Source organism: Psychrobacter sp. NG27, assembly GCF_016106655.1.
In the GTDB taxonomy this organism is placed as follows: domain Bacteria; phylum Pseudomonadota; class Gammaproteobacteria; order Pseudomonadales; family Moraxellaceae; genus Psychrobacter.
This window is the reverse complement of sequence record NZ_JADGIN010000006.1, coordinates 15,331-29,507: the sequence shown is the minus strand read 5'-3', so window position 1 is coordinate 29,507 and position 14,177 is coordinate 15,331. Positions and strand designations below refer to the sequence as shown.

Here is a 14,177-nt window from a genome sequence, read left to right as displayed (position 1 = left end):
TTATGAGTAGGCGGACAGTAGCTAGTCAAAGCCATCGATATTGGGTAAGATGTTTACCTTTTATACTTCTTTGACTATAGCGATAGCGCTGCTGGCTAGAGGGCGTGTCATCGCTTAGGTAATACGGCTTAAAAACCGTCTCTCTTGTATATTTTAGCAAGTGATCTCACATTATTTTAGATTCAAACACATCAGCTATCTGGCATTGATACTTTTAGGTGCCAAGCGTTTTTGATAAAAATAAGGAAACATATCGTCATGTCCAATAATTCGCAACTGATCGATGAGCTGCTGGCTACTATCGCACTTATTGAAGTTACCCCCGATGTCTTTGAGGGTAAAAGCCATGACTATGTGGGCAGTCGGATATTTGGTGGGCAAGTACTGGCACAAGCGATTATGGCAGCGGCGCATACATTAGATAAAGACAAGCCTTGTCACTCACTGCATGGTTATTTTTTGCGCGGCGGCGATATTAACCAACCAGTGATTTATCAGGTGCGTCGATTGCGCGATGGTCGTAGTCTGTCTGCACGTGAAGTGACTGCGATTCAGTACAAAGAAGTGCGTGGTAAGCCACCTGTTGAGCAAGTAATATTTTCGATGATTGCCTCATTTTCACCGATGGAGGAAGGGCTTGAGTATCAAGAAGATATGCCGGTCTATCCACCACCAGAAGATCTGCTGACTGAGCAAGATTTAAAAGAAGAAAATGTGGGCAAAGTACCAGAAGCACTAAAATCAAGGTTTATGCGTCGCCGTCATGTGGAGATCAAACCGGTCAAACCACGTAACCCGATCAGTCCAGAACCTATGAAACCAAAGCAGGCAAACTGGCTACGTATCCGCGAGTTGGGCAATCAACCGGTGGCTATTCAGCAGGCACTGCTAGCGTTCTCTTCTGATTTTTACTTAGTAGGTACAGGACTGATGTCACATGGTGTTAGCTTTATGACCAGTGGTCTACAAGCAGCGAGCATCGATCATTCAATGCATTTTCACCGTGATTTTGATTTGAACGAATGGATGTTGTACGACATGTGGAGTGACACGACATCCAATGCGAAAGGGCTGAACCACGGACAGTTTTGGCAAGATGGTAAGCTGGTTGCCACGGTGCAACAAGAAGGCCTGATGCGCTTACGTGTGCCGAAGTCTTAGCGCTAACTATATTATAAAGACTAAAAAAAAGCGACTCACTATTGATAGTGAGTCGCTTTTTTTATGGCATGCAAGACGAGCTTTGAGTAGTTGGTTCAAGCATGATTGGTGTGGAGATATAGCTTATAAGATTACTCTAAAATCTTAACCATCGCCCGTGGCAATCCAAGGGTTGCTTGAGCATCATCAGCGTTCAACCAGTTAATATTAATGTCGGCAGCCTGCAGTGCGTTGGTTATTTCGGCAGTTTGCTTAGTATTTAGAGTTACTGATTGCGGGGTCAAATACCAGTGAAAGTGCGTTAGTGAATGCTTAATAGGGGCTTCATCAAGCAAGGTCTTACTGATAGGTGCTGCTACTAATTTATTCTTTATCAGCCACTCATTTATAATCTGCTCAGCGGTGGTAAATTCTGCCTCATATACTTTTTCATTACTACGTACGTCATTTGTCATATCTGACGGTTTATCATCGCTAGCGTCTACTTTTTTCGCAGTGCTGCCACTCGCTTTACCCTCAATTTTTTCTACAAATTCCAATGGTAAGCTCCACAGTCCACCCCAGATACCATTGTCAGGACGCTGTAGCCATAGAATGTCGCCATTCGTATCTTTAACTAATAAGGCATTACTGAACTTACTGGGCTTGGGCTGTTTTCTTGCTTTGACAGGATAATCCGTTTCGCGTCCTTGCGCATGGGCTAGACAGTCTTCTTTCAATGGACATAACAGACAGGCAGGCTTGCTACGGGTGCATAAGGTTGCACCCATATCCATCATCGCTTGCGCAAATAGTCCTGAGTTCTCTGTAGGTGTCAAACGTTCCGCTAATGCCCACAGTTCTTTGGTCGTGGCAGACTTAGTAATGTCGCCGTCAATCGCTGCCCAACGCGTGATGACTCGTTTAACGTTACCATCGCAGATGACACCGTAATGGTGCAAGCCCATTGCCATGATTGCACCAGCAGTCGACGGCCCAACACCAGAAATGGCTTCCCATCCTGTGAGTGTCTGCGGAAATCCACCTGTTTCATCGATTACCTCGACCAACTGCTTGGCGCCTTTATGCAAGTTACGTGCGCGTGCATAGTAGCCAAGTCCTGCCCAATGCTCTGCTACGGTATCCCAGTCCGCTGCTGCTAAATCCTGCACTGTCGGAAACGATGCCATAAATCGCGCAAAGTAGGGCAGAACAGTGGTTACTTGTGTTTGCTGAAGCATCACTTCGGACAACCAAACAATATAAGGATTGGGTGTATCGGTTTGGTGCTGTTGCCAAGGCAAATCGTGGCGACCGTTTTCGGCAAACCAATCGAGTAGGCGTGGGGCGAAGGAGTTTAAGGAGGTTAGAGAGTGGCTAAAGTTAGTTTCAGAAGGTATAGAGTTGGCAGTTAGCTGGGTCATAGGCTCTTATATCAGTAAGATGTTGGTAAAACAGTGATAGAAAATCATTAAATTAAATATTATATGAAGTTTGATATGGCAGGTATAAAGCTTATTAGTTAACGATAAGTATCGCTTAGAGTTCGTCCGTTACAGTCTTTCCATTCTACCCAACCATTAGTAGGACGACCAGTGACTATTTGTGCTGCACCACTTGGTGTTTTAAACAATAGATCTTCTACCAACTTATAAGACTCATTATTATGTTCAACTAACTTATCATCGCTAAGCATTTCCTCTTTTTTATTAAGCGCCCATTGACTTAATGAAGGGGTGTGTTGCTTGCGTACCAAAGAACCTGCTAAGACTACAAAGCCATCATCATCATAAAAACCTTGAGCATTTGCATTCTTTACCTTGCAGTAAAAAAGTATAGGTTCTTTATTTAGACCAATAGCTTGCAATGAGAATGCTTCATTTTTCTTAGTAGGTTCGACAATAGTAAGAGGAACAGTTTTAGTTTGAGAGTTATCGACTGAGCTGATGCTAATCGATTCAAAAATAGGTTGACCTAAAGTAGATAATAAAACATCAAGAGTATAAAAAAGCTCTTCACAGTCAGCTTTTAACGGGTCAGGCGTATGCGGTCGATTACCGTTATTACCATTTTTAATTTCATAGCGTCCAACTTGAGTAGCAGTTGCTATAGCTTTGTGTTCCATATATAGCGCATGAGTTTGAGTCATTGAATTATTGGTTGAAAGCATGACAAAAGCCCGTGTCCAAAAGTCCTTATCGTCATGCTGATTAAGACGCCTTTTAAGGTCACCAGTTTGCCCAACATAAAGCAAAGGTTTTTCCGTGCTTTCTGTTTCACCAATCAAGAAATACAAGCCCACTTGATTAGCATCGGGCATCGCAAAAAAATCATTGATATGGATGCGTGGAATCTCAATAAGGCGCACGGTACGCGTAGTCATCTCTGCCAAGCGCAACCCACGAGGGTTGCCTTTTGGTAGATAGATTTGGATGGTTTTAGCAGAGGGTATTAATGGATTCATGGTAGCCGATATTTTTTATGAGATTTATTTACGATTCTTCCGCGTTTTCAAACGACGTAAGCGTTTCTCTTCTTCTTTGGCTTTTTTCTTTTCTTCAGCTGTGACACGTTGTTTAGCGACTACTATTTCTTCAGCTTCCGTCATGGCTGGGGTCTCAAGCGTAATACGTCCGATTTTAGCGCTACGTAGCTCGTTAACTAGAATCTCAGACATGCGGTACGTATCGACTTGATTGCCCGAACGTACACAGCCACGATTGCGTCCAGCGACTTCAAAAAACTGCCAATCAGTCTTTGGTAGTTCTTCAATTTTATAGCGGGTTTTTAGCAGCTCAGGATAAGCATGCATTAAGTATTCAGCGGTATAACTGGCCACATCCGCGAAGTCAAAAGCCGTATCACGAATACCACCAGTCGCTGCGAGACGATAGCCAGAGTTTTCATTTTCAACTTTTGGCCATAGCATACCAGGCGTGTCATAGAGCATAATGTCATCGTCCAGCTTAATCAGCTGCTGAGATTTAGTCACGGCAGGTTCATCACCGGTTCTTGCGACAGCGCGCCCTGCTAAGGTGTTAATCAATGTTGATTTACCAACGTTTGGAATACCCATAATCATGGCTTTGATTTGACGACCCGTACCGACTTTATTAGGAACGAGTTGTTTACAGATGGCGATGATGCGTTTTACGTCGTTGGCTTTTTCGGTATCGCAAGCAATGGCTCTGACACCGCTTTGTTGCTCGAGATAATCCATCCATATTTGGGTCAACTCTGGATCGGCAAGATCAGCTTTGTTCAGGATTTTGATAACAGGTTTTTCACCGCGTAGTGCTGCGACCATTGGGTTTTCACTACTATAAGGGATACGCGCATCGATGACCTCGATGACCAAATCCATCTGTGGCATGATTTCTTTGATTTCATTACGGGCTTTGTTCATATGCCCAGGGAACCACTGAATACTTGCTCTCTTATCCATCTGCTTTCATAACCTTTTATAAAAAATGCTAAAAGTAAAACAATCAACGTTTACTTTCTAATGGTGTCCAGTTTACTACAGAACCACATTGCTCACGCCACAATTTCACTTAACCATCATGTGAGGTCGTGATCAGGTTATGATTACGTCTTATCCGTTATTTCATCGTGCGAGGGTGGTAGTGGTGCCAAATAACCAATGAGCAGAATCAAACTACCTGCGCCAAGGAAGGAAATGACTCGCCAAATCGCTTCAGTCTGTGATAAATCGACTAAGACCAGTTTAAGCACGACGACACCCAATAGCCCGATACCCATAAACCAAAGCGCACGCTGCCAGTAGCGACTGGCCATAATAGTGGCGATTAATGCCAAAAGCGTCCACAACATGGTCAGTCCAGTTTGCACTTGCTCGCTTTGCCATGCGCCGCCTTGATAGTCATTCCATAGTGGAGTACCAATAAACGCATGAAGCGTTCTGATAAGTATGCTAGATATTAGCCAAAAGCCAATAAGCCCTAAAATAATCAATAAATTATGAGTGGTAAATACTTTCTGAATATTCTTTTGGATGACCGTGTTTTCTTGGTTTAGCTGCTCATTATGATACTGCTGATTCAGGTAATAAATACCAAAACCAACCAATAGTGCTAACCCTGAGGTAATGTCATATAGATTCAACAGTGGGAAATATGACATGTCCCAAATCACACCATCATAAGACCAATTGGTAATGATGACCCAACCTAGGACAATGGGCGCAAAGATGGCGGCGCAGCCCAATAATGCCTGCTGCCAATTAAACCAGTACAGAAATCCCTGTGTGGTAGTTTCAGTTGTCAGCTCAATTGACTGTTTGTCTGTCTGACGGTAGCTGCCATAACGATAACCACACCACAATCCTGCTAGTATTAAAATGGTTGGAATTAAAATAGCCATCACGCCAGCAGAGGCGGGCAGACCATAATGCGCCGCCGCCGCGATGACTAAAATGCCAGCGCCTAGCCAACTCGCACCATCATAGCGAGATAGATTGGCATCGTTGTGCCAGACCTTTAACCACAGTTGTCCAACCGTGAGCCAACCAATGAGTAAACTGGCAAACACCAGCCATTCTGCTGATGACCATAATAAATTCAGCTCAAACTTCTGCGGTAGTTGCAGTACTAGCATCAGATAAAACAGAAGTAGCAACCCATGACTCAGCTGTTTGGTTTCTGCCCATGGCTGATAGCGGTTGATACTCCAATAGATAGCAAGACTCACCAGTGTAGCCAATGCAATCGTCATCGTATCGAGCTGCCAAATCTCAAACCAGTGACTCAAATCAAGTATTAAGACTTGCAGCATCCATACCACAGCCGTCAAGGTCAAACACCATATCACTTTAGGACTGCGCCAAACGAGGCCAAACACTTTGCTTTGGCTATTGACCGAAGTCAGCCACTGCTGCGCGGCTTGGTCACTGATACCCAATGCACTGGCGTATGTCGTGATTGAGTCTGATGTGGTGTTTTTTTCTTTAGCCTGTGCTAAATGACTGTCTGAGTTTGCATTTAAGTCGGCATCCAAATGGTCGTTCAACATCGCTGGCGAGTTGCTAGCGCGCAAGATAAATACCGTGGCTAGATAAGCAATCGCTGAAATACTCAAGGCTAAAATCGGATAGTCATTGCTAGAGAATACGATGGTAGCCATCAACATGACGATACTGATGAGCTGCAATAACACACCGAATAATACCGACCACGCACGCAGTGAGCGTCGTCCAAACCACGCCAAGGCCAATCCTTGTACGGACCAGCCAAAGGCGATCCATTCTGCATCGAGTGCCAAAGGAATCACTAAGGCCAAAAATCCAAACCCTAATGCCAACATCCCTTCGGTGATTAAGGCATATCGCTGGTTACGTTGGATAAATAGCCAGCCTAAGCCAAGATAAACCGCGCCTAAAACGGCACTGACAATAGTCAAAGCATGAGGAATACCCTCTAATAGAGCAGAAAATAAGCCAAAAGCCAGTAGCGGTACTGAAAACAGTAAGCCGGTATCGATAGGGAATAAATACGTGCTATTGCCCACATGGACTTCGTTTAAATGCTCTATATTATCTGCGCTATCGGTATAGCTGAGATCTTCTTCATTGAGCGTGTTATAGGCAATGATTTGTTGTGCATAGCGAATTACGACAAAGAGATACAACATTAAATGTAGGGCAACCAGTAACACCAATGACCAGCGCTGTGTCTCAATGATGGCGGTTAAGTTCTCACTTATGCCCCAGTAGTAGGCCAAGCCAAAGGTCACACTCACACCGAATAAGTTCAATATTTTCCACGGGCGATAATGAGCGATGATGGCAATCGTGACATTCAATAATAGATAATAACTAAACAGTGCCACCAAGCTGCCAGTATCGTCACTGGTCAAAATAGGCGCAAAGAAACCGCCGGATAATGACAGTAAGGCTAAAGGAAAAGCGTTCTGACGGACGGCGAGCGCAATGGTAATAGCGGACAATATGCCAAGTCCGATAAAGCTCGGTAAATTTGGAATGATTTCATAAACACTATAAGCAAAAAAGGTGCTCAAATACGCAATGGCTAAGCCAGCGCCTTGTAAAGTAATCCCATAGGAGAAACGTTTTGCAGTCAGCTTTAATCCAAGCGCTGCCAATGCCAATCCTGCGATACCGACCGCTATGAGTTTTGATGCAATCGAAATCTCGATATAGTCACTCAGTAAGCGCAGCAGTAATACCACGCCGACTAGCAGTACCAACACGCCGACTCGAACTACTAAATTGCCACCAAAAAACCAGTTTTTAACAGAGTGAAATAGCGAGGTGACGATAGGGAGTGAGCGCTCATCCGGTTGAACAGCTGTGACGGGCGTTTTATTTTTGATTAAATTCGGATTATTTAAAGGTTTATTATTAGAAGTGCTGGATACAGGGGTTACTGTCAAGTTTGCTGTTAGGTTTGAGGTAGGAGGAACGGTTGGTGGTAATGGCGGCCACGCAGATATCGAGGTATCGGTTGCTGATTCTTCTGTATTGAAAGCTGAATTATCAGTAACGCGCTCTTCAGTAGCCTCATCACTAGTATAAATACGCTTGTTAGCCAAATGATGGTTACTATCTTTTTGCTGCTCAAGCTTGGTCTGTAGGTCGGTCACATCGCGGCGCAGTTGCCAAATTTTCCGATTGATCCGAGTGTATAGTCCGACTACAACGATTAACAAAATCGTAAAAGCCAGCCAACCCAATTGGGTTACCAATAGATATAACATCACCGTTACTCAATCCAGCATATAATAAAATGATAATGACGCGATTTACTCAGAAGTACAAGACTATCCTTGCGACTCTTATAAAAAGCCATTGATACTTATCTTGTATCAGAGAAAATAAAAGGGCCGCTTAAATAATAAGCGGCCTTTCTTCTTCTTTTATTTGCTATTTAACCTTTACAGTATACAGAGAGCTTTTACGCTTCTCCGTTATTGCAACTTATGCCAAGTTAGCTTTCATAAACTCAAGCATGTTTTCCCAGCTTTGTTTGGCAGCGGCTTCATTATAGCCAAGATCTACTTCGTTTTTGGCGGCACGCTCATCTGCATGCGGGTTAGTAAACCCATGCTTAGCGTTGTCATAGACATCGATAGTATAGTCAACATCGGCTGCGTCTAGCTCTGATTTTAGACCTTCGATGGCATCCATTGAAACCATTGAATCATCGCGGCCGTGGGCGACCAATACTTTGGCTGTGAAGTTTTTGTCTGCTGGTTGTTTTGGTGATGGGTTACCATGGAAGGTAGCAACTGCTTTTAACGGCATACCTTCGCGTGCCATGTCCAATACAATTTTACCACCGAAGCAATAACCAATCGCTGCTAAATTGTCACCATCCACAGCTAGTTGATCACTGAAGTCATTGAGAATCAAGCGGCAGCGTGCCATGAGCATATCTTGATCTTCGAGCACTTGCTCCATCCACATGTTGGCTTGCGCGGCATCGGTGGTCAATTTACCTTCACCATAGACATCCATCGCAACGGCAGCATAACCTGCTTCTGCCAAACGCTCAACGACTGATTTTGGATGATCGACCACGCCCCACCATTCTGGAGCCACTAAAATGCCTGGCACTGGCGTCTCATCTGATGCATTTTCTGGTAGCGCTACGTAGCTGATAAGCTGAACGTTATTTTCGGTAGTACTGATTAATTCAAAAGTCTTAATTGACATATTATTGTCCTTTTTTATGTTGTAAGTTTTATTTATTCGTCATTGTGAGGGTTCGTTTTTCTGACTGTTACTACCTTAACGCCCATATCAAGCAAAAACAGCTATAATACTGTAACGCTCTTTATCAAAATGCTACTGTGACGCTATGACTATAAATTTGTTAAACAAAAGTGATGATCAATCAGGCTTGTATTCGGCTCATGATTCTGATGGGGAGTCGTCGCCATCATTATCACCGTCAGTATCTCTATTTCCTGACAGTACTGATGCCAGTGCTATTGCCAGCGATAGCAATAGCACGGCTGATGTCGAGACACTACGCCCGCAGTTTTGGTCGCGATTTGCATTGGCAGAATTGAATCATAATGAATGGGAAGCGTTGTGCGATGGCTGCGGTAGTTGCTGCTTGATTAAATACATCGATGAAGATGAGAATGGCGACGTGGACGAAGAGCTGGTCGAATATACCGATGTGACTTGCCAGCTAATGGACTGTGCGACAGGATATTGTAGCCAATATGCAACGCGCCAAGAGCACGTGCCAGATTGTATTCAACTGACGATGGACAACTTACCCAACATGATGTGGCTACCATCGCACTGCGCTTATAAGCGTTTGTATAAAGGACAAAACTTGCCAAGTTGGCATTTGTTATTGACGGGGGATGCAGTGGTCACGCAGCAAAAAATGCGCGCTGTCAATGTCGGTGTGGCGGGGCGCTGTGTCTCTGAAACAGGCATGTCTGATGAAGAAATGGAAGATCGTGTGGTCAATTGGGTTAAGCCTTAGCCAACCTCCATCAATTCTGTGTAGCCGATAGATAATTCTCAATAGATGCCAAATGATGCTTAGTCAGAGGCATGAGCCATAGACTTAGCATTAGCATTAGCTTCCGCGCTATCTTGAGAGTCAGCCAATAGCGGTATCGGAATGCCTTGACGAATCTGCTGCGAGAATTCACGGCTATTGAGAGTGGCAGATTGATGCGCTTGATTGTCGAAACCTTTGGATTTTGGATTGATATGAGTGCGCTCGTACCATGTATCCATCGACCAAGGCTGATGGTCTTTTTCGGGCGCGGCATCCAACATGCCGACATCGTATAGATAGTTTGGTAACCAACCAGAGACCCAGATCCGATAATCCCAGGGCAACCGATCGCCACTGACGATACGTGCCATATAAAAGATGATATTGGTACAGTTGCTCGTCAATGTATTGTACCAAGCAGGTTTTTCATTTAGATCATCGGCTGCAGTCAGGTAAGATTCAAACAACGTCCGTACTTCATTCTGCTGTAAATTACTGATTGGGAAGAGATAAACTTGCTCGCCGCGCGCGTTGCTACGAGTATAAATAATATCGCGCTCTTCTGCGGCAATCAGGCTCAGCTCATAACGTCTAAAGAATCCAGCAAGCGCTGAGAACGATTCGCCATTTTCTTTACGAATCTCAAATGAGAAGGCAAGTGGTCTGTCATCTTCAAATCGAAAACTGACCAACGTATGAGCAATCAATGGCCCCATCCAATAAGAATTGGTCACATCGATGCCTGAAAGTTTGGACAAATCAATCGTACGCGTATTCCAGTGCTCAGTTGCCTCCTCGTCGGTCTGCCAATCAAAATCACGGACATTGGTCAAGGTAATCAAATCAGGGTTGGTCGCATCGCGTTCATAAGAGACTCGCTGATCGACCTCAGGCATCCAATCACGCTGTTGTTTGGGTTCGATAGAAAAGAACGACCCCACACCCAACAGCCAAATAGCTGCATATAAGCCAATGAGCCGTTTGGTTGCTACCTCTTTATGAGCAATCTGTTTGTTAGATGTCGATTGAGTAAGCAGTATTTTTTTGAGCGCGTTCCAACACCGCGTACTCACCAGCGCCGCCAATATCCCAATAATTGCGATGGTGGCCAGCCAAGTTACCGCCGAACGTATGCCATACTGGTACCAAATGGCCAACAGCAACCATATTGCTGATAGCACTAGCGTGACGGCGATAAAGAGTTGCAAAAGATGATGTCGCCACGTGGGTTCTGGCTGTTTGCTATCTGATGTTGTGTTCTCTACGTCATGGCTTGGTAGACTGCTATTTGGGACACGGCTGTGTTCAAGACGGCTGCGTGAGCGCGACGATAGTAAGCGAGAAAACAGAGAACGTAGCGACATAAGATTTGTTTTGATAAATAAAGGCTTTGACCATAGCAAAGTTTATAACACACTGACAATACAATTTGAGTGAATTTATCGTTGAATGTCGGGGAGCCTTGCGATAAAGTGAAGCTAATTTATACTGGCTTGTTGATTGCTTATTGACTATGTGACAGTCCCTGAATGAGGTTTTTCCTGTTTTATTTGGTATGTTTATCCCCATCTATATGCCAGTCGTTTGTTTAAACGTTATTTTAATTGCCATTCACTAAAGAGGTTAAATCACACCACATGTCTGACGACACTCCCAGCCCGAGTAGTTGGTCGATGCGCGGCTTAAAACGCTGGCTATCGACCGCTCCCGAAACCCGTGACGAATTGATTCGTCTGGTACAAGACTCGCGCCAGTTCCTAGAGCCTGATACGGTTGATATGCTAGAAGGCGTACTCGATCTACCAGCAACCCAAGTGCGCGAAATCATGACGCCACGCCCGCAAGTGATTGGTATCCATGAAAGTACCAGCCTTGCTGAAGTGATGGACATCATTCTTGAGACCACGCACTCACGCTACCCTGTTTTTGACAGTCAAGATGATGATGCCGTTATTGGCATATTATTGGCCAAAGACCTGATCCCTATCTTGGTTCATATGGTGCGTAACCAAGAAGACAGAATCGACAGTCAACGTCTAAAAGACTTGGTGCGTCAGCCACTCTATATCAGTGAGACTGCACGCTCTGATACCTTGCTGCGTTCATTACAGCGGACGCAAGTGCATATGGCAATCGTCGTTGATGAATTTGGTAATTTCGGCGGCGTGGTCACCATGGAAGATTTGTTAGAGGAAATCGTCGGTGATATTGTCGATGAGCATGATGATTTTGATGAAGACAGTGACATCAATAATATCGTTGCAGATCCTGATAAGCCCAATACATGGCGTGTTCAAGCCTCTACCGTGATTGAAGACTGTAATGACGAGCTTGGCAGTCGTTTCGATGACACCGATGTCGATACGATGGGCGGCTTAGTCATGCAAGCGCTCGGCTACGTAGGCGATCTAGAAGGCGAGAGCGTCTTGATAGACGACTGGCAGATCACTATCACTGATGTCGAAGGTCGATTCATCCAAAACCTAGAGCTGACCAAGACCAATGCTGATAAACAGGTATTGATAGGCAGTCATTGATTTGTTTATAGCAATTCACATGTCTTTTGATCAATAAACGGCTGTATAGTCAGAGAACTATCAAACTGCTACGGTGTTAGTCTTCTTAGATGTACTACTTTTACAATCTGCAGTCGACTGCCTTGTAGCAATTTTAAATTTCTTTGACTATATTAAGAAAACCTATCCGTAAGCTTTATAAAAAACACGATAATAAATCGTGTTTTTTGCGTTTTGCTGTCTGCTATTTTGTATGAGGTTTGGGCAACGCAAATTTACCCACTGATAAGCTTTGACTGGTATCATGGGTGGGTTTTGTTTGCGGTGCTGCATACAGCGTGATGCAGTCAGGTTTGTTTGAGTGTTGCCTCAATGCGAATCCGTGAACATATAAAACTATAAACCTATGAAATTTTAAAAAATATCGTTTTGGATTATTGCTATGCGTCTGTCTACTGTGGATTTACAAAAACGTCTGAACCCCGAAAAGCCTAAGGGTTTGCCCATGGGATTGACGGTGCTGATTGCGTTACTGGCAGGAGCTGCCTTTATATGGGCACTCGCGCCCTATGGGTTTTGGCCCGTTGCCCTGATATCTCCTGCTATTTTATACGCGTTGTTGATGCCTGATATGACAGGTCGGCGCGCTTTTATCATCGGACAGGCTTATGGTACAGGGCTTTGGTGCGTTGGTGCGTTTTGGTTGTATACCTCCATCCATGTCTATGGCGATACGTCTGTATGGCTGGCGCTGCTTATGATTGCGTTGATGGGCCTTGGCATGGGTTTGTTCCATGGGCTTTTGGCTTTGATTTTTAATCGCATGGTTGGCCGTCAGCCGTTGTCTTTTGCTGCGCTATGGATACTCCAAGAGTGGATGAAAACGTGGCTATTCACGGGTTTTCCTTGGTTATTCGTCGGTTATGCCTTTACTGAGCAGTATTGGCTGTCATCATTGGCACCAGTGGCGGGCGTTTTTGCGGTTTCTTTTGTGGCAGTATTATTAGCAGCAAGCGTGGTCGAGCTACTGCGTCGTCGCGGCGGTTATATGATTCCAGCAATGGCCTTTCTCGTTATTAGTAGCACATTGTGGCTGATCAATCCGCAATGGACTAAGCCAAAAGGCACGCCTGATCTGTCGGTGTCTCTGATTCAAGGTAATATTCCACAAGATCTAAAGTGGCTCACTGAATATCAGATAGAAACTTTGAAAATTTATGCCACGCTAACCCGTACTGAGTGGGGGCGCGATATTGTGCTGTGGCCTGAGTCATCGATCCCTATGTTTCAGACAGAAGCGGTCGGCTTTATCAATGAAATGGTAAAAATGGCTAAAGAAACTGACACGACATGGGTGACAGGTATTCCCTATAAAGACGAGGCGGCGTTTGATGCCAGTACGGATAAGTACGCACCATTTTATAATAGTGTGGTGGCACTAGGTGCACAGGCGGATGGCTTGTATAAAAAGCAGCGTCTGGTACCCTTTGGCGAGTACATCCCGTTTGAGGGCATGCTCGATATTTTGCCTAACCTAGCAGGTAGCCAAGACATCATGAGCTATAGTCGCGGCAGTGATCAGCAGTCACCACTGCATGTCCGCGGACACAATTTGGGCGCCGCTATTTGTTATGAGGTCGCCTATCCGGACACCACGCGCAAAAATGCGATAGGGACGGACTTTTTATTGACTATCTCAAACGATGCTTGGTTTGGCACCTCAGCAGGCCCATTACAACACTTGCAAATGGTACAGATGCGCGCGTTAGAGAATGGTCGCTGGTTTATGCGTGCGACCAATACGGGTGTGACGGCTATCATTGACCATAAAGGTCGTATCGTAGCGCGTGCGCCGCAGTTCGAGCGTACGGTATTGCGCGGTAATATACAGGCACGCGTCGGCAACACGCCATTCATGCGCTTTGGTAATTACCCTATCCTATTTATTATGGCGCTGCTGCTGGTATTAAGTTATCTGGGTAAGCGTCCAACCCCTCTGGTACGCAGTGGCAAATAA

10 protein-coding genes are annotated in these 14,177 nt (G+C 44.8%); 4 read left to right on the top strand and 6 right to left on the bottom strand.

What is annotated here, in order from left to right:
• The first annotated feature begins 258 nt into the window (after positions 1-258).
• A complete protein-coding gene (locus IP485_RS10205) occupies positions 259-1,161 on the top strand; it encodes an acyl-CoA thioesterase (RefSeq protein WP_194364973.1) in 903 nt (300 codons plus the stop codon).
• Positions 1,162-1,292: 131 nt separating this feature from the next.
• Here the strand turns inward: IP485_RS10205 and mutY are convergent, their stop codons facing one another.
• From mutY to IP485_RS10180, 5 genes are all read right to left on the bottom strand, one after another.
• Entirely contained in the window at positions 1,293-2,564 is a 1,272-nt protein-coding gene (gene mutY, locus IP485_RS10200; protein ID WP_198327145.1) for an A/G-specific adenine glycosylase, read from the bottom strand.
• Between the two features lie 98 nt (positions 2,565-2,662).
• On the bottom strand, positions 2,663-3,604 hold the full coding sequence (locus tag IP485_RS10195) for a GIY-YIG nuclease family protein (RefSeq protein ID WP_198327144.1): 942 nt from the start codon (positions 3,602-3,604) through the stop codon (positions 2,663-2,665).
• Between the two features lie 24 nt (positions 3,605-3,628).
• Positions 3,629-4,585, bottom strand: a complete 957-nt coding sequence (gene ylqF / locus IP485_RS10190) for a ribosome biogenesis GTPase YlqF (protein ID WP_198327143.1) — start codon at positions 4,583-4,585, stop codon at positions 3,629-3,631.
• A gap of 143 nt (positions 4,586-4,728) precedes the next feature.
• Positions 4,729-7,875 (bottom strand): DUF2339 domain-containing protein, encoded by a 3,147-nt coding sequence (locus IP485_RS10185; RefSeq protein WP_198327236.1) that lies wholly within the window; start codon positions 7,873-7,875, stop codon positions 4,729-4,731.
• A gap of 220 nt (positions 7,876-8,095) precedes the next feature.
• A complete protein-coding gene (locus IP485_RS10180) occupies positions 8,096-8,833 on the bottom strand; it encodes a dienelactone hydrolase family protein (RefSeq protein ID WP_198327142.1) in 738 nt (245 codons plus the stop codon).
• 277 nt (positions 8,834-9,110) lie between these two features.
• On the opposite strand from IP485_RS10180, the gene IP485_RS10175 reads away from it, so the two are divergent.
• Positions 9,111-9,623 (top strand): YcgN family cysteine cluster protein, encoded by a 513-nt coding sequence (locus IP485_RS10175; protein ID WP_198327235.1) that lies wholly within the window; start codon positions 9,111-9,113, stop codon positions 9,621-9,623.
• Between the two features lie 59 nt (positions 9,624-9,682).
• On the opposite strand, the gene IP485_RS10170 is transcribed toward IP485_RS10175, so the two are convergent.
• Positions 9,683-11,008 carry a DUF4105 domain-containing protein gene (locus IP485_RS10170; protein WP_198327141.1) on the bottom strand — a complete coding sequence of 442 codons (1,326 nt, stop codon included), beginning with the start codon at positions 11,006-11,008 and terminating at the stop codon, positions 9,683-9,685.
• 273 nt (positions 11,009-11,281) lie between these two features.
• Here IP485_RS10170 and IP485_RS10165 point away from each other — a divergent pair, with 273 nt between their 5' ends.
• The gene (locus IP485_RS10165; protein WP_198327140.1) at positions 11,282-12,181 is read left to right on the top strand and encodes a CBS domain-containing protein; all 900 of its coding nucleotides are present in this window, start codon (positions 11,282-11,284) and stop codon (positions 12,179-12,181) included.
• A 421-nt stretch (positions 12,182-12,602) separates the two neighbouring features.
• Positions 12,603-14,177 (top strand): apolipoprotein N-acyltransferase, encoded by a 1,575-nt coding sequence (lnt, locus tag IP485_RS10160; protein ID WP_198327139.1) that lies wholly within the window; start codon positions 12,603-12,605, stop codon positions 14,175-14,177.

Coding starts and splice junctions, on each gene's coding strand:
- IP485_RS10180 (WP_198327142.1), bottom strand. CDS start 8,833: ATGTCAATTAAGACTTTTGAATTAATCAGTACTACCGAAAATAACGTT.
- mutY (WP_198327145.1), bottom strand. CDS start 2,564: ATGACCCAGCTAACTGCCAACTCTATACCTTCTGAAACTAACTTTAGC.
- IP485_RS10185 (WP_198327236.1), bottom strand. CDS start 7,875: ATGTTATATCTATTGGTAACCCAATTGGGTTGGCTGGCTTTTACGATT.
- lnt (WP_198327139.1), top strand. CDS start 12,603: ATGCGTCTGTCTACTGTGGATTTACAAAAACGTCTGAACCCCGAAAAG.
- IP485_RS10205 (WP_194364973.1), top strand. CDS start 259: ATGTCCAATAATTCGCAACTGATCGATGAGCTGCTGGCTACTATCGCA.
- ylqF (WP_198327143.1), bottom strand. CDS start 4,585: ATGGATAAGAGAGCAAGTATTCAGTGGTTCCCTGGGCATATGAACAAA.
- IP485_RS10165 (WP_198327140.1), top strand. CDS start 11,282: ATGTCTGACGACACTCCCAGCCCGAGTAGTTGGTCGATGCGCGGCTTA.
- IP485_RS10195 (WP_198327144.1), bottom strand. CDS start 3,604: ATGAATCCATTAATACCCTCTGCTAAAACCATCCAAATCTATCTACCA.
- IP485_RS10170 (WP_198327141.1), bottom strand. CDS start 11,008: ATGTCGCTACGTTCTCTGTTTTCTCGCTTACTATCGTCGCGCTCACGC.